Here is a 15,805-nt window from a genome sequence, read left to right on the forward strand (position 1 = left end):
GAGCTAAATGTCGAGAACGAGGGGAGCATGGACCAGAGCGAGAAGCTGCATGGCTACGCGGTGACGGGGGCAGGCACGCGGCGGTCGGACGCTGTGGCGGCCGAACTGGTGCGGATGATCGAGACGGGCGGCCTTCAGGAGGGTGAACGCCTGCCGGCCGAACGCGACCTGATGCAGCGCTACGGCGTGAGCCGTTCCGCCGTTCGGGAGGCAATCGCCTCGCTCGCCAATCGCGGCCTCGTCGAAACGCGCCTCGGGCATCGCCCCATCGTCCGAAAGCCTGATTATGAGATCGCCGTCGGCAAGGTGGGCAATCTCGTCGGTCATCTCATGGTCGACCGGAAGGGTGTCTGGAATCTTTTCGAGACCCGAATCTTCATGGAGACTGCGCTGGCACGCTGGGCCGCCAAGCACGCGCGGCGCGACGACCTCGAAGATCTCCGGGCGGCGCTCGATGCCAACCGGGAGGCAATCGGCAACTCCCCGCTCTTCGATGAGACCGACGCCGCCTTTCACGCGGTGCTCTATCGCATTCCGGGAAACCCGATCTACCCGGCGATCCACAAGGCATATGTGGAATGGCTGACCCAGCATTGGCGCTCGATGAAGCGCGGTGCGGGCATCGACCAGATGAACTGTGCCGGGCACGAGGCCGTCTTCGAAGCGATCCTCGCCCGTGATCCCGACAACGCGGAGGAAGCCATGCGCCGCCATCTCGTGGCCGCATGGGAATTCGTGAGGTCCACCTTTCCGTCGGACAGCTGAACCGGCGCTTGTTGCCGCGGACAGCGGCTGCGATAATCGCCGCGATGCGATGGTCATCACGGCGTCACAGAAGCGTCGCTAGAGACCTGTCCAGGAGGAGAGACCATGAACTATCTTGCACTGCTCGGATCTGTCGCTGCCATTCTGCCGGCGATAATCGGATCGTCCCTGGCTCAGGAAAAAACGCTGACTGGCGCGCCGACCATCGTGGTCGCTCATCGCGGCGCCAGCGGCTATCTGCCCGAGCATACGCTCGAAGCCTACAAGATGGCCATCGACATGGGGGCCGACTATATCGAGCCCGATCTCGTCGTGACGAAGGATGGCGTGCTGATCGCCCGGCACGAGCCGATGCTGAGCGGCACGACCGATGTGGCGAACCGGCCCGAGTTCGCGTCCCGCAAGACCACCCGCAAGGTCGACGGCGTCGATACGACCGATTGGTTCGCCAGCGACTTCACCCTCGCGGAGATCAAGCAGCTTCGCGCCAAGCAGGCCATGTCCGACCGCGATCAGTCGAAGAACGGCCAGTTCCAGGTTCCGACCCTGCAGGAGGTGATCGACCTCGCCAAGAAGGAAGGCGCCGCAAGGGGGAAGGCCGTCGGCATCGCTCCGGAGACCAAGCACTCGACCTTCCATGCCGCTCTCGGCCTGCCGATGGAAGACCGGCTGGTGAACGTCCTGAAGGAGGCCGGCTGGGCGGATGCGTCCGCCCCGGTGGTCATCCAGAGCTTCGAGGTGGCGAACCTGAAGTACCTGAACTCGAGGATCGACGTGAAGCTGGCGCAACTGCTCGATGCGGAGGACGTGGACAAGGACGGCAACATCGTCCTCAACGCGCCCTATGCCCAGCCTTATGATTTCGTGGTCGTCGGCGACAAGCGCACCTACAAGGACCTGCTGACGAAGGAAGGTCTGGCCGAGGTCAAGTCCTACGCTGACATCCTGGCGCCGTGGAAACCCTACATCCTCCCGACCAAGCAGGTCGACCAGAACAACGACGGCAAGGCGGACGACCTGAACGGCGACGGAAAAGCCGACGAGCAGGATCGTGTTCTCGCCGAACCGACCAGCGTCGTGAAGGACGCTCATGCTGCGGGCCTTCAGGTTTTCACCTGGACCTTCCGCAATGAGCCCAAGCGCCTGGCCTCGACCTTCAAGGGCGATCCGGCGGCCGAGTACAAGGCGTTCTACGCGCTCGGCGTCGACGGCCTCTTCAGCGACTTCCCCGATACGGCCGTGAAGGCGCGCTGACCGCCAGGATCTACCGATAAGCCCGGCATCGTAAGGTGCCGGGTTTTTGCATGTTCAGCACGTTACTGGCACACATCCACCCAGTCGGCGCCCACAAGATCGGCCATGCGCTGCGGTTCGATGCGCACGGCCGTATGGATTGAGCCCGCAGCCGGCACGACCTCGTCGAAGGGTCTCAGCGAGATGTCGCAATAGACGGGCAGGGGCGTTGCCAGGCCGAAGGGGCAGACCCCGCCAACGGGATGCCCGGTCAGCGCCTGAACCTGCTCCGCATCCAGCATCGACGCCTTGCCGCCGAACGTTGCCTTCACCTTCTTGTTGTCCAGCCGCGCAGTGCCGCTCGTGACCACGAGAAAACTTTTCTCGCCGACGCGCAGGGACAGAGTCTTGGCGATTTTCTCCGGGCCGACGCCATGAGCCTCCGCCGCCTGCGCAACGGTGGCGGTGCTCGATTCCATCTCGATGATTTCGAGATCCGGAGCCTTCTGGGCAAGGAAAGCGCGAACGGATTCAAGGCTCATGGCCGGTGGGCTCCCTTCAGAATAGCGGGGATGTGAGGGCACGTCTCAACAGCGGCCGCTTCTCACAGGCGTGAGAACTGCCCGCATGATATGCCGCCCTGCCGAGAGGGCAAACCGCTCCCTAGCGCTCGCCCTCTGGATAATCCGCGCCCCGGCTCGTTTCGGCCCAGGCTTCGATCTCCGCCAGGGTTTCCTTCAGCTTGTTCCGCACGCCTTCAAGGGCGATGGAGCCGAGGACCAGATGCTTGGGCGGGTTCTCGGCCTCGACTGCCTTGATGATGGCCTCTACGGCGCGCACAGGATCACCCGGCTGTTTGCCGCTGTAGTTGGCCGTCGTCTCGAGCCGGGCTCCGACGGTGTTCTGGTAATCGGCAATCATCGGGCGCCGCTGCTGCAGGGATCGACCGGCCCAGTCCGTGCGGAACGGGCCGGGCTCGACGCAGGTCACCTTGATGCCGAGCGGAGCCACTTCCCTGGAGAGCGAGTCGGACAGGCCCTCGACCGCATGTTTGGTCGCCGCGTAGTAGCCGGACCCTTCGAAGCCGATGAAGCCCGCCTGGGAGGAGATGTTGACGATGTGCCCGCGACGGCGGGCCCGCATGCCGGGCAGCACGGCCCGGGTCATGGCCGCCAGGGCGAAGACATTGGTGTCGAACTGGGCGCGGATCTCGGCGTCGTCGCCTTCCTCGATGGAGGACTGGTAGCCGTAGCCGGCATTGTTCACCAGCACGTCGATGGATCCGAAGCGGCCCTCCGCCTCTTTTACGGCAGCGGCGATCTGATCGGGCTTGTTGACATCAAGCGACAAGGCGAGGGCGTTATCCTGATGCCCCTGTGTTAGGTCTTGCACCCTGCCGATGTCACGGGCGGTCACCACCGCGCGCCACCCCCGGCGCAGCACGATCTGAGCGAGCTCCCGCCCGAAGCCGGTGGAGCAACCTGTGATGAACCAGACGGGATTGTCGTTCAGTGGCATGCGCGGTCTCCTCTGCTCGGACGAATGCGGCAAGGGCATATAGGGCCGGATCCAGGGCCGTGAACCGGCTCCTTCGCGTCGATTTCCAGAGAAGCTAAGCCTTTTGGAAATCGACCAGGGGCTCGTCGTAGATCCCCGTGAGGAGCTTGCCATCCTGTCTGACGACGCCACGATACATGCCTGAGCAGTTGAAGGGCAGGGACACGTTGCCGGCGTGGTCCACGGCAATGATTCCGCCCGAGCCGCCTGCCGGGGCGAGCATGTCGATCACCACGGCACGCGATGCTTGGTCCAAGGTCTGGCCCGCATAACGCATGCGGGAGGCGATCTCGTGCGCCGCCGCATAGCGAATGAAGATCTCGCCATGGCCGGTCGCCGAGATGGCACAGGTCTCGTTGTCGGCCCATGTTCCGGCGCCGATCACGGGGCTGTCGCCCACGCGTCCAGGGGATTTCGCCGTCATGCCGCCCGTGGACGTAGCGGCCGCGAGATTGCCCTGCCGGTCGCGGGCCACCGCACCCACGGTGCCGTGCTTGCGCGACTCGTCCTGATCGTCTGCGCCGCTCTGGCGCATGGCAAGCGTCTCCTGCAGGGCCTGCCAGCGTTGCTCGGTAAAGAAGTAGGAGGCCTCCTCGAAGGCGAGACCCTGTCGGCGGCAGAACTCCATGGCGCTGTCGCCGATGAGCAGCACGTGGCCGGAATGCTCCATCACGGCCCGGGCGGCGAGAACCGGATTGCGCGGGCCGCAGATGCCGGCAACGGCACCGGCGGAGCGGTCGCGCCCGTCCATGACGGCCGCGTCCATTTCCTGCTTGCCGGCAGATGTGTAGACTGCGCCGCGCCCAGCATTGAACAGCGGCTCATCTTCGAGGGCCATCACGGCGGCAGTGGCGGCATCGAGCGCGCTTCCGCCGTCGGTGAGAACGATGCGTCCCGCTTCGAGGGCACGGCGCAGGCCCGCGTGGTAGGCCGCCTCCCGCTCGGGCGTCATCTTGCTGCGCAGGATCGTTCCCGCACCGCCGTGGATGGCGAGCGCGAAGTCGTTGCCGGGTGTTGTGCTGGTCATGAGGTAAGGCGTCCTATGAAAAGGATTAGAGAGCGTCGGTCAGCGCGGGCCGGTGATGTCCGGAGCGGCCGGTCATGGAGCCGGCGGCGACGAGCGCATCGAGCACGGCCTCCTGCGTGGCATCGGCCATGGCCTCGAAGAGCAGGTCGATGCGGTTCTCGTTCAGGATGCGGATGTCGACCAGGGCGGCCTTCTCGTCATGCGAGAGGACATTGGCCGTCGTGAAGCCGAGCGCGATGTCGCCGCTGCCATGACCCCAGAAGGATCCGAGACGCGCCAGCCCAACCCCGGAACGGCGGATAACGCGTTTGAGCTGCCGGTCGCTCAGCGGAATATCCGTGGCCGCGATGATGATGATCGAGCCCTTCTCCGTGGCAGGTCTCTCCCTCTCAGCCTCGGGAGGTGCGATAACCCTGCCGTCGGGAAGGCGCAGATCGCCGGCTCGTCCGAAATTGGACAGGACGAGCACGCCCAGATGATAGCTGTGGCCGTCGAGGTCGAGACGCCGGGACGCAGTGCCGATGCCGCCCTTGAATCCGAAGGTGCTCATGCCGCAGCCGGCACCCACGGAGCCGACCTCGAAGCGCGAGGCGGCGCTCGACAGTGCGGAGCGCGCATCCTCCTCGGTGACGGCGAGCGCCTGGATGTCGTTGAGACAACCATCGTTGCACTCGAACACGACGGGGTTCACCGTGGCGGTCTCGCGGCCGATATCCGGGTTGTGCCCGATTGCGTGGCGCACCAGCGCCGTGCAGCAGGTGCCGACCGAGAGGGTGTTGGTCAGGAGGATTGGGGTCTCGATGGTGCCCAGCTCCTCCACCTGCACCAGGCCGGCGCTCTTTCCGAAGCCGTTGAGCACATGAACGGCCGCCACCGGCTTGTCGCGATAAAGGTTTCCGCTATGGGGAATGACCGCCGTCACCCCGGTGCGGATCTCCCCGTCCACAAGGGTGCGATGGCCGACGCGAACACCCGGCACGTCCGCGATGCTGTTCAAATCGCCCGCCGGCAGAGCGCCGCAGGCGAGGCCGACATCGCGGGCACGAGGAGGGCGCTGCATCAGAGGCCTTGCTCCTTCACGAAAGCTGCAATCTCCGCATGGGTTGCCACCCATACGTCGGAGCGCCGGGTGACTTCCTCCAGGAGCTTCTCCAGAATCCAGATGCGTGAGCGGTAGCCGGTCACATGGGGATGCATGGTCAGCAGGAAGAGGCCGCCTTCCTCATAGGCCCGCTCGAACTCGCGGAAGAAGATATCGTAGACGGCAGTCGGCGGCGTGTGCGGGCGAAGGCCGTTGAAGCGGTGCATGTTGAAATAGACCGCGTCGTCGCGAATCCACTCCACGGGCAGCTCCACGATGCCGGTCGGCTCGCCCTGCTCAAGCAGCTCGTAAGGGTCATCGTCGGCCATGAGGGAGGAATCGTACAGGAGGCCGAGCTCGCGCTCGATCCGCAAGGTGCTCGGGCTGAAATCCCAGGAGGGGGTGCGCAGGCCGACCGGGCGCACGCCGGTAACCCGCTCCAGGGTGTCCGTTGCCCGGAACATCAGGTCGCGTTCGATCTCATAGGGAAGCTGGCTGTTGAGTTCGTGGATCCAGCCATGGATGCCGATCTCGTGACCCTCCGCCACGACGCGCCGCTGCTCGTCTTCATACAGCAGGGCTGCGACGGCGGGCACGAAGAACGTTGCCTTGGCGTCGTACTTGGCCAGGGCATTCAGGATGCGCGGCACGCCCTGGCGGTTGCCGTACTGGCCCTGCGACATGCGGCCGATGGACTTTCCGCCATCGCGCAGCTCGTTCGTCTCATGGTCGGAATCGAACGAGAAGGCTACGGCGCAGCGGGCGCCGTTCTTCCAGCGGACAGGCTTCAGAGAGCGCCCGGCACGCACATGATCCACCTTGCTGCGCCAGGTCTGCTCATCCCACGTCCAGGGCTGGCTGTTCATATCGTCCATGGTGCTCACAATTCCTTGTCTGGCGTCATCTGCGGTTCGGTGCGGTTCAGGAGCGCCCGCCGTCTACGGAGATGATCTGCCCCGAGATCCAGGCCGCCTCGTCCGAGGCGAGAAACATCACGGCGTTGGCGATGTCCTGCGGATATCCCAGGCGGCGGGTGTGAATGCTCTCCACCAGGCGCGCCTGACCTTCCGGTCCGTAGCTCTCCCACTGCCGCTGCGTGGCAGGATTCGACAGCACGAAGCCGGGCGCCACGCTGTTCACCGTGATGCCGAAGGGGCCGAGCTCGAAACTGAGCTGCTTTGTCAGGCCGACGAGCGCATGCTTCGAGGCCGTGTAGGCCTGAATGCCCGTGAGGCTCGGGCGCAGCCCGGCGCCGGACGAGATGTTGACGATGCGGCCGAACTTCCCGCGCTTCATGTGCGGAGCCGCCGCCTGCGAGCACCAGAAGGCGCCATGCACATTGGCCTCGAACAGAACCAGCCAATCCTGCTCGCTCACCTCCTCGATGGGCCTCGCCACCTGACCGCGGACGCCCCCGGCGCAATTGACGAGGATGTCGATGCCGCCGAGCGCCTCCGCCATGTCCCTGAAGACGCCCGCCACGGCGGCGCGATCTGCGAGGTCAAGGGTGCGGGTTGCCTTGGCGCCCGCCTCCGCAGCAACGCGCAGACCGGCTTCGTCCAGGTCGAGAGCCCAGACCTGAGCACCCTCGGCCGCGAGGGACTGGACGATGTTGCGCCCAATGCCCTGTGCGGCTCCGGTGACGGCGACGCGGCGGTTGGTAAAGTCGAGTTTCATAGGGTGAGCATCTCGTCGAGGGTGGACCAGGATTGTTGGCGGCGGCCGTCCTCGATGTCGTGGATCAGAGCAACCAGTTTGTTGATGGCCGGAGTGGGGATGCCCGCCTCCTGGCCGAGGGCACCGATGATGGCGATCTGCGCATCGACCTCGGTCTTGCGCTTGCGCACGGCGAGATCGCGCCAGATGCCGGAATGGGTCTTCGCCGTGTGCCGGTTGAACTCGGCCATGTCGGCGACGGAGCGCCTTGCGGCCGCCTCGTCCGCTCCCGGCATGAAGGCGTCGGGATCGAAACCATTGAAGCCCAGAGGCTTCACGCCGCGGGCTTTCGCGACCGCCATCACTTCCTGGCCGAGGCGGTGATAGACCGGGAAGTGACGCTCCGACGCCAGGTTCTCCGACATGGAGGCATTCGTCAGGGCAGTCGCGAAGAGCAGGGAGCCGTAGCCGAGCTTGCCCCAGAGATAGCCCCAAATGTTGTCGGTGAGCACCGCCTTGGGCTCGAAGATCGAGAGCAGGCGGTGATAGTCGCGGATCGCATCGGTGGTCTGTCCGTCGAGCCCGCCGACCGCAACGGCAGCGCGGTTGCCGAAGAGGATGCGCCCAGGCTCCAGCCAGTCGGCGCCGAAGTTGACGAAGCATCCGATCGTGCGCTCGGCGCCGATCTCCTCGGCAATGATGATCTCGTTCAATCCGTTCTGGGCGGACAGGACGGTGCCGCCTTCCGCCAGATGCGGCTTGAGGGCGCGGACAGCCTCGCGGGTGTGATGCGCTTTGACCGCGAGAATGATGCGCTTGAACTGCCCCGTCACCTCACCGGGCAACGCGGCCTTCACGGGCTGGCGGAAGGTCTCCACAGGACCTTCGATGAAAACGCCGTCGCGCTTCATCGCTTCCACATGCGGCTCGACGATGTCGACGAGCAGCACATCCTCGCCGGCACGGGCAAAATAGGCGCCAAGGGTGCCGCCAATGGCGCCAGCGCCCCAGATCAGGATCGTATTCTCGTTCATCACCAGTTCTCGATCAGCGCGCGGGTCTCGTCGATGGCCACCGACCAGATGGCGTTCATGTCTTCGTCGGACCGCTGGAAGTATCCGCCGAAATTGCCGTCCTGCAGGATCTCGCGCACGCCCTCAGGGCCGAAGGTCCGCATTCGATCCAGGTCGACCATGGGCTTCTGGTGGGACGGCTGCTCGATGCCGGGGAGGCGCGTCCAGGGGAAGTTCTCCATCCAGGAGGCATGCGACGCGACCGGATCGATCTCCTTCACCTTCTCGAAGGTGCGAGGAGCGTTCCACCAGTTGTGGAACTTCACGCGGCATTCGGGATTTTCGCCCATCCATTCGATGGCCGCCGTATGGCCCGGCGTGTTTCCGCCATGGCCGTTGACGAAGAGGACGCGGCGGAAGCCGGTGCGCTTCAGGGAATCGAGAATATCCGTGATGATCCGCAGGTAGGTGTCGGCCTTCAGGGAGATCGTGCCGGGATAGGCCATGAAATAGGGCGTGATGCCATAGGCCTGAACCGGGAACACCGGAACGCCCGTCGGTGCAGCGGCTTCGGAGGCCACGCGTTCAGCCAGGATGCTGTCGACCGAGAGGCTCAGATAGGCGTGCTGCTCCGTGCAGCCCAGCGGGACGACGGCGCGATCATCCGTCTTCAGGTATTCTTCCACCTGAAGCCAGTTCATCTCACTGATTTTCATGAAGGCACTTCCTCTTGAGACACGATGGACGAGCGCAGGCGCTCGATCACGGGCAGCAGCGTGGCGCGGATCGCATGCGGGTCCGGCACATAGCGAAATTCCATGGCCTGCCGCCCGGGCGGCAGCAACTTCCTGACAGCGGCCTCCGCGCCGCTGGCATAGATGGCCACATCGACCTGAGACAGGAAGGCTGCCAGATCCGGAGCCGTGATGAGGCGGACGTCCACCTCGGACACGTGAGGGGCAAACCGCAGCACACCGGGCTTCATCAGCGCAGTGAACTCGGGGAAGATCGATACGATCCCGACCCGCGCCATGGGGTCGATCATCGCGAGCCTTCCTCGTGTCTCCTCGGCAGGGATGAAGCTCAGTCCGACGACCGGGATGCCGCTCGGCACGAGGTGCTCGACCTCGCCGCGGCGATGCGCCAGCGTCACGCAGATGTCGCAGGGCAGGGGAAAGGTTTCGCCCGCATGCAGAGCGTCCACCGTCGTGACCACGATGGTGTCCTCAGGGCCGAGATGCTCCTGAATGCGATTGGCATATTGCTGGGTCGTCTCGATGAAGTTGCCGACCATGACGAGGCGCAGCGGCCGCGTCGGCGTCGGACCACGCGCGGCGCGGGCATTCACGAGGGACGACACGACCGATGGAGCAAGGCCCAATTGCTCGGCCTCGTTGAAGAGCGTTTCGACGCGGCGCTGGATCTTCCGAATGGCAAGGGATCGCACGCCGTTGCTGTTGTGCCCGTCTCCCACATAGGTGCCGGCCCCGGGCTTCGCTTCAATGAGCCCCGACTCGCGCAATTCCCTGTAGACCGTCGCAACGGTCATGTGCGCGATGCCCGCCCGCTCCGCCAGCTCACGCACGGACGGCAGGCGCTGACCGGTCGGCAGTTCACCCAGCGCGATCCCGAACTCGATCAGCCCACGCAGCTGCGTGCCAAGCGGGACGGGGAGAGTGCGATCGAGCGCCCCCGCAAGGTTGGCAAGAATCCGCTCATCCGGGCTCTGTTCCGTTTCACTATAACGGATGCCTTCATAAGCGTCAGATGCTGATTGGAGTTTGGGCAAGGTGCTGTTGACTTTTCTTGTTCGGGTGACCTACCGTTCTAATCGATAAGAACACCTTGGACGAAAAGCCAGGGTCTTAGCAAGAGGGGAAGTGAATTGAAACAAAACTTCAAGCTGGGTGGAACACTCGCAGCAGCTCTCGTCCTCGGCACCGTGCTGAGCGGCGGCGTATCGGCGCAAACGCTGACCATGGGTCTGCGCGCCGGTCCGGACTCCATCGACCCGCATTGGTCGACCCTGGGCAGCCAGGCGGAAGCTCTGCGCCACATTTTCGATACGCTCGTCATGTCCGACGAGAACCTGGGTCTGAAGCCTGGTCTCGCGACCTCGTGGAAGCCGATCGACGACACGACCTGGGAATTCAAGATCCGTGAAGGCGTGAAATTTCACGACGGATCGGAGCTCACGGCCGAGGACGTGAAGTTCTCCATCGACCGCATCCCGGTCGTCACCGGCCCCATGAGCATGACCATCTACACCAAGCAGGTGGCGGAGACGAAGGTCGCCGACAAGTACACCCTGCATGTGAAGACGAAGGCTCCGGCGCCCACCCTTCCGAACGACTTCATCCGCCTCTTCGTGGTGTCGAAGTCCATCGGCATGGACGCTCGCAACGAGCAGTTCAACTCCGGCAAGGCTGCCATCGGCACAGGTCCCTACAAGTTCGTCTCCTGGGAGCCGAAGGGCGATCTCGTCCTGGAGCGCAACGACAACTACTGGGGCGGCAAGCAACCCTGGCAGAAGGTGGTTCGCAAGGAAATTCCGAGCGATCCGGCCCGCATGGCAGCGCTCAAGTCCGGTCAGGTCGACCTCGTGAACTACGTGCCGGCCACCGACTATGCCGCCATGCAGAAGGACAAGTCGGTCGACACGTTCGTGGCCGACTCGGTCTACTTCCTGAACCTCACGCCCAACGTGAAGGAGACCCTGCCCAAGAAGGTCAAGGTCGACGGCAAGGAAATCGACGCCAACCCGCTGCGTGATCCCAAGGTTCGCGAAGCCATGGATCTCGCCATCGACCGCAAGACGCTCGTGCGCGTCGTGCTCGAGGGGCTGGGGCGCCCGGCCAACCAGCTGATGCCCGCCACCTTCTTCGGCGGCAACAAGAACCTGCCCGAGCGTCCGTACGATCTCGCGAAGGCGAAGCAGCTTCTTGCGGATGCAGGTTACCCGAAGGGCTTCGAGATCGACTTCCACTGCACCAACAATCGCCTCCCGGGCGATGCGGCGGTGTGCGAAGCGCTCTCGCAGATGTGGGCTCGCGCCGGCCTGAAGGTGAACGCGAACGCCCTCAACGGCACCGTGTTCTTCCCGGCTCAGCAGAAGGGCGAGTTCTCCCTCTGGATGAGCGGCTGGGGCACGCTGACCGGCGAGGCGAGCTACACCTATGGTTCGCTGGTTCATACGGCGGATCCGCAGGTTGGTCTCGGCGCCTTCAATAAGCAGGGCTACTCTAACCCCGAGGTGGACAAGCTGCTGCAGGAAGGCGCCCGTACGATGGACGACGCGAAGCGTCGCGCCCTGTTCGAGAAGGTGACGGAAGTCTCCATGAACGATCGCGCGCTGATCCCGACCGTGCAGATCCAGACGGTGTGGGCTGCCAAGAAGGATACGGTGACCATCCCGCCGCGGGTCGATCAGGAAACCCTGGCCTACGAGATCAAGCCGAAGAGCTGATCCTGACAAAGTCAGCCGGGTCTCCCCGGCTGATATCCTCCGGAGGGAAAGAGCTTTCCCTCCGGCTTTTCATTGTTGATATTCGTTGAGCGCCGGGCCGCAGCCGCCTGGTTCCCCAGGTTGAAGTCCATTCACGAGACAGCATGATCGGTTTTCTCATTCAACGCGTTCTGCAGGCTCTCATGGTCGTGATCGCCATGTCGATCATCGTGTTCCTCGGCGTCTACGCCATCGGCAATCCGATCGACGTTATGATCGACCCGGCATCCGACCAGGCGCTGCGCGAGGCGCTGATCCAGCGCTACGGCTTCGACCGGCCCCTGTTCGAGCAGTACTTCATCTTCATGAACAACATGCTCCACGGCGACCTGGGTGAGTCCTTCATTTACCGGTTGCCGGTGCTCAACCTGATCCTGTCGCGCCTGCCGGCAACTCTGGAACTCGCGCTGACGGCGATGCTGATCGCCACCTGCCTTGGAATACCTCTCGGTCTGTGGGCCGGTTACAAGCCGGACTCACTCTCCGCCAAAGCCATCATGGGCTTTTCGGTGCTCGGCTTCAGTGTGCCGAGCTTCTGGGTGGGCCTTCTCCTCATCATGGTGTTCGCGGTCGAACTCGGCTGGCTTCCCTCGGGTGGCCGCGGGCCGACGACGGAAGTGCTCGGCATGAACCTGTCGATCACGTCGCTGGAGGGCTGGAGCTACATCCTGTTGCCGGCGTTCAACCTCGCGCTGTTCAAGCTCGGTCTCCTCATTCGCCTGACGCGGGCCGGCACCGTCGAGGTGATGAGCTCCGATTATGTGCGCTTCGCCCGGGCGCAGGGCCTCTCCGAGGGCAAGGTCGTGAGCCTGCATGTGCTGAAGAACATTTCGATTCCCATCGTGACGGTCTTCGGCCTCGAGCTTGGCTCGACCCTTGCCTTCGCGGTGGTGACGGAAACAGTCTTCAACTGGCCCGGAATGGGCAAGCTGATCATCGACTCCATCACCGTGCTCGACCGCCCTGTGATGGTCGCTTACCTCATTCTCGTGGTGTTCCTCTTCGTCATGATCAATCTCGTGGTCGATCTCATCTACGGCCAGCTCGATCCCCGAATCCGCGTAAAGGCCGCGTCATGAGCCATTCTCCTGTCCTTGCCTTGCCGGCGGAAACCGGCTGGACCCGGTTTTCCAACTTCTGGTCGGATTTCCGGCAGAGCCCCGTCGCCATGGCTGCTTTGATCGTCGTGGTGGTCGTAGTGCTCATGGCGGTTCTTGCGCCGTTCGTAGCACCGCAGGATCCCTACAACCAGGGAGCCCTCGACCTGTTCGATGCGCGGCTCGAGCCCGGCGAGGTTGGTTCCGGCGGCTATGTGCATTGGCTTGGCACCGATGCCGCCGGGCGCGACCTCTTTTCTGCCATCCTCTACGGGTTGCGCACCAGCCTGATCGTCGGCGTCATGGCCGGCAGCTTGGCCTTGATCCTTGGCACGACAATCGGCCTCATCGCGGCTTATTACGGCGGTCGCATCGAGGCGCTGATCATGCGCATCATCGACCTGCAGCTCTCTCTGCCGGCCATCCTCCTGGCGCTTGTCCTCGTCGCCATGCTGGGGCAGGGGCTGATGCAACTCGTCGCTGCTCTGGTTGCCGCGCAATATGCTTACTTTGCCCGCACGACCCACGGTGCGGCGAGCGCCGAGCGGCGCAAGGACTATATCGAGGCCGCGCTCTCGACACCGCTTCCGGCGCGCCATGTGCTGTTTCGACACCTGCTCCCCAACGCGCTGCCGCCTTTGATCGTTGTGGCTACGGTGCAGGTGGCGAATTCGATTGCGCTCGAGGCGACGCTGTCCTTCCTGGGGCTTGGCCTGCCGCTCACCCAGCCTTCGCTCGGGTCCCTGATCTCCAACGGCTTCCAATTTCTGCTGTCGGGCCGCTACTGGATCTCGATCTATCCGGGCATCGCACTGATGCTGACCGTGGTCGCCATCAACCTCGTGGGCGATCAGGTCCGCAATGTTCTGAACCCGAGGCGCAGCCGATGAGTGGTGCAGTTCTTCGCGTCAATAACCTTCAGACGCAGTTCCAGACCCGGGGCGGCGTTCTCAAGGCCGTGGACGGCGTCAGCTTCGAGGTCGGCCGCGGCCGCATCCTCGGCCTCGTCGGCGAGTCCGGTTCCGGTAAGAGCGTCACGGGCTATTCGATCCTCGGCCTGATCGAGCCCCCCGGAAAAGTCGCCGGCGGCGAGGTTCTCTTGAACGGCAAGGATATCACCCGCCTCAAGGGTGATGCCATGCGTCAGGTCCGCGGTGCTCAGATCGCCATGGTCTTCCAGGACCCGATGATGACGCTCAACCCGGTTCTCAAGATCGGGACGCAGATGATCGCTGCCGTGCGGGCGCACGACAAGGTCTCCCGCAAGGTGGCCCGCTCCAGGGCCCGTGATGCGTTGGCCAAGGTCGGCATTCCGAGCCCGGAGGAGCGTCTCGACGCTTACCCGCATCAGCTTTCCGGCGGCATGCGCCAGCGCGTTGCCATCGCAATCGCGCTCCTGCACAGCCCGGCGGTCATCATCGCCGACGAGCCGACGACGGCTCTCGACGTGTCCATTCAGGGCCAGATCCTCGCAGAGGTGCGCCGTCTCGCCGATGAGACGGGCACCGCCTTCGTGTGGGTGACACACGATCTTGCCGTGGTGTCGAGCCTCGCCGACGATATCTGCGTGATGTATGCGGGACGCGTGGTCGAAAGCGGTCCGGCGGCGGACGTCATCGCGTCGCCGCGCCACCCGTATACGGCAGGGCTCCTGGCCTCCGTGCCGGCCGAGCACGAGCCCGGCACGAAGCTGCCGCAGGTTCCCGGATCGACCCCGTCTCTTGCCAACCTCCCGCAAGGCTGCGCCTTCGCGCCTCGCTGCGCCAAAGCAGGGCCTGCCTGCACCACCACGCCGCCTGTCCAGCATTTCGAGGACGGACGCACCGCCCTCTGCCATTACCCGATCGAGCCCGTTTCATGCCAGCCGCTCTCCTTGACATCGACCACGTATCGAAGCGCTTCGTAAAGCACCCCAATCTCGGGGAAAGGATCGCAGGCCTTCTCGGCGCAGGCCGAACGACCGAGGTCGTCCGTGCCGTGACGGATGTCAGCCTCAGCGTCGGCAAAGGCGAGGTCGTGGGCCTCGTCGGCGAGTCCGGCTGCGGAAAGTCGACGCTCGGGCGCATGATCGCCGGGATCTATACGCCCAGTGACGGCAAGATCCTGTTCGGCAATGCGCCCGTTGCGAAAGAGCAGGGTCGGCGCACGCAGAAGCTGACGACGCGCGTTCAGATGATCCACCAGGATCCGTTTGCCAGCCTCAACCCGCGCATCCGCATCGGCGATACGGTGGCCGAGGGTCCGGTCGCGCACAATATCGTCAAGTCGCGGGAGGCCGATTCCTACGTGGCCGACATGCTCGGCCGTGTCGGCCTCGACCCGAGCTACCGCCGGCGGTTCCCGCACCAGTTCTCCGGCGGGCAGCGGCAGCGCATTGCCATTGCGCGTGCGCTCGCCATGAAGCCGGATCTCCTGGTGCTCGATGAGCCCGTAGCCTCGCTGGACGTCTCGATCCAGGCTCAGGTGCTCAACCTGTTCATGGATCTGCGCCGGGACCTCGACCTGACGGGCATCTTCATCAGCCACGATCTCGGCGTGGTGCGCCACGTCTCCGACCGTGTCGCGATCATGTATCTCGGGCGCATCGTGGAGCTGGCGCCCACGAGTGAGCTCTATGCGAAGCCCAACCACCCCTATACACGAGCGCTGTTCGAAAGCGTTCCTCGGGTGGGCGTGGGCCGAAAGAACTTCCGCCCCATCGCGGGCGAAATCCCATCTCCGCTCAATCCGCCGAGCGGATGCCACTTCCACCCCCGCTGCCCCTTTGCCGGTCCGCGCTGCAAGCGCGAGGCTCCGCCGCTGGCCGCCATCGGGCCCGGCCGCTTCTCCGCCTGCCATCTCAACACCGGCGGCACCGAATAAGATCAGAGA

At 64.4% G+C, this 15,805-nt stretch carries 16 protein-coding genes; 7 read left to right on the top strand and 9 right to left on the bottom strand.

The features are described 5' to 3' along the window. Nucleotides 1-27 precede the first annotated feature (27 nt). Together JAO75_RS06420 and JAO75_RS06425 are read left to right on the top strand one after the other, a co-directional pair. Nucleotides 28-765 carry an FCD domain-containing protein gene (locus tag JAO75_RS06420; RefSeq protein WP_199047641.1) on the top strand — a complete coding sequence of 246 codons (738 nt, stop codon included), beginning with the start codon at nt 28-30 and terminating at the stop codon, nt 763-765. A gap of 105 nt (nt 766-870) precedes the next feature. Further along, entirely contained in the window at nt 871-2,019 is a 1,149-nt protein-coding gene (locus JAO75_RS06425) for a glycerophosphodiester phosphodiesterase (RefSeq protein ID WP_199047643.1), read from the top strand. A gap of 62 nt (nt 2,020-2,081) precedes the next feature. Here the strand turns inward: JAO75_RS06425 and JAO75_RS06430 are convergent, their stop codons facing one another. The 9 genes from JAO75_RS06430 to JAO75_RS06470 all read right to left on the bottom strand — a co-directional run bounded on the left by JAO75_RS06430 (nt 2,082) and on the right by JAO75_RS06470 (nt 10,121). Continuing rightward, nucleotides 2,082-2,540 carry a YbaK/EbsC family protein gene (locus tag JAO75_RS06430; RefSeq protein WP_199047645.1) on the bottom strand — a complete coding sequence of 153 codons (459 nt, stop codon included), beginning with the start codon at nt 2,538-2,540 and terminating at the stop codon, nt 2,082-2,084. Between the two features lie 121 nt (nt 2,541-2,661). Beyond that, entirely contained in the window at nt 2,662-3,516 is an 855-nt protein-coding gene (locus JAO75_RS06435) for an oxidoreductase (protein ID WP_199047647.1), read from the bottom strand. 94 nt (nt 3,517-3,610) lie between these two features. Beyond that, on the bottom strand, nt 3,611-4,582 hold the full coding sequence (locus JAO75_RS06440; RefSeq protein WP_199047649.1) for an isoaspartyl peptidase/L-asparaginase family protein: 972 nt from the start codon (nt 4,580-4,582) through the stop codon (nt 3,611-3,613). A gap of 25 nt (nt 4,583-4,607) precedes the next feature. Continuing rightward, a complete protein-coding gene (locus JAO75_RS06445) occupies nt 4,608-5,642 on the bottom strand; it encodes a DmpA family aminopeptidase (protein ID WP_199047651.1) in 1,035 nt (344 codons plus the stop codon). After that, nucleotides 5,642-6,538 carry a polysaccharide deacetylase family protein gene (locus JAO75_RS06450; protein ID WP_199047653.1) on the bottom strand — a complete coding sequence of 299 codons (897 nt, stop codon included), beginning with the start codon at nt 6,536-6,538 and terminating at the stop codon, nt 5,642-5,644. The genes JAO75_RS06445 and JAO75_RS06450 overlap by 1 nt, the downstream gene beginning before the upstream one ends. Nucleotides 6,539-6,584: 46 nt before the next feature. Further along, nucleotides 6,585-7,340, bottom strand: a complete 756-nt coding sequence (locus JAO75_RS06455; protein ID WP_199047655.1) for an SDR family NAD(P)-dependent oxidoreductase — start codon at nt 7,338-7,340, stop codon at nt 6,585-6,587. Beyond that, nucleotides 7,337-8,353 (bottom strand): ketopantoate reductase family protein, encoded by a 1,017-nt coding sequence (locus JAO75_RS06460; RefSeq protein ID WP_199047657.1) that lies wholly within the window; start codon nt 8,351-8,353, stop codon nt 7,337-7,339. Before JAO75_RS06460 ends, JAO75_RS06455 begins: the two co-directional genes overlap by 4 nt. Beyond that, nucleotides 8,353-9,048, bottom strand: coding sequence for a creatininase family protein (locus JAO75_RS06465; protein WP_199047659.1), 696 nt, complete (start codon nt 9,046-9,048; stop codon nt 8,353-8,355). The genes JAO75_RS06460 and JAO75_RS06465 overlap by 1 nt, the downstream gene beginning before the upstream one ends. Continuing rightward, a complete protein-coding gene (locus tag JAO75_RS06470; RefSeq protein WP_199047661.1) occupies nt 9,045-10,121 on the bottom strand; it encodes a GntR family transcriptional regulator in 1,077 nt (358 codons plus the stop codon). The genes JAO75_RS06465 and JAO75_RS06470 overlap by 4 nt, the downstream gene beginning before the upstream one ends. 96 nt (nt 10,122-10,217) lie before the next feature. Here JAO75_RS06470 and JAO75_RS06475 point away from each other — a divergent pair, with 96 nt between their 5' ends. The 5 genes from JAO75_RS06475 to JAO75_RS06495 all read left to right on the top strand — a co-directional run bounded on the left by JAO75_RS06475 (nt 10,218) and on the right by JAO75_RS06495 (nt 15,796). Beyond that, the gene (locus JAO75_RS06475) at nt 10,218-11,798 is read left to right on the top strand and encodes an ABC transporter substrate-binding protein (RefSeq protein ID WP_199047663.1); all 1,581 of its coding nucleotides are present in this window, start codon (nt 10,218-10,220) and stop codon (nt 11,796-11,798) included. Between the two features lie 143 nt (nt 11,799-11,941). Next, nucleotides 11,942-12,916 (top strand): ABC transporter permease, encoded by a 975-nt coding sequence (locus JAO75_RS06480; protein WP_199047665.1) that lies wholly within the window; start codon nt 11,942-11,944, stop codon nt 12,914-12,916. Then, complete coding sequence (locus JAO75_RS06485; RefSeq protein WP_199047667.1) at nt 12,913-13,824, top strand: ABC transporter permease; 912 nt, start codon at nt 12,913-12,915, stop codon at nt 13,822-13,824. The genes JAO75_RS06480 and JAO75_RS06485 overlap by 4 nt, the downstream gene beginning before the upstream one ends. Further along, nucleotides 13,821-14,840 carry an ABC transporter ATP-binding protein gene (locus JAO75_RS06490; protein ID WP_199047669.1) on the top strand — a complete coding sequence of 340 codons (1,020 nt, stop codon included), beginning with the start codon at nt 13,821-13,823 and terminating at the stop codon, nt 14,838-14,840. The genes JAO75_RS06485 and JAO75_RS06490 overlap by 4 nt, the downstream gene beginning before the upstream one ends. Next, nucleotides 14,792-15,796: an ABC transporter ATP-binding protein gene (locus JAO75_RS06495; RefSeq protein WP_199047671.1), complete on the top strand. Its 1,005-nt coding sequence runs from the start codon at nt 14,792-14,794 to the stop codon at nt 15,794-15,796. Before JAO75_RS06490 ends, JAO75_RS06495 begins: the two co-directional genes overlap by 49 nt. Nucleotides 15,797-15,805 lie beyond the last annotated feature (9 nt).

Source organism: Microvirga splendida (genome assembly GCF_016427565.1).
Taxonomy (GTDB): domain Bacteria; phylum Pseudomonadota; class Alphaproteobacteria; order Rhizobiales; family Beijerinckiaceae; genus Microvirga; species Microvirga splendida.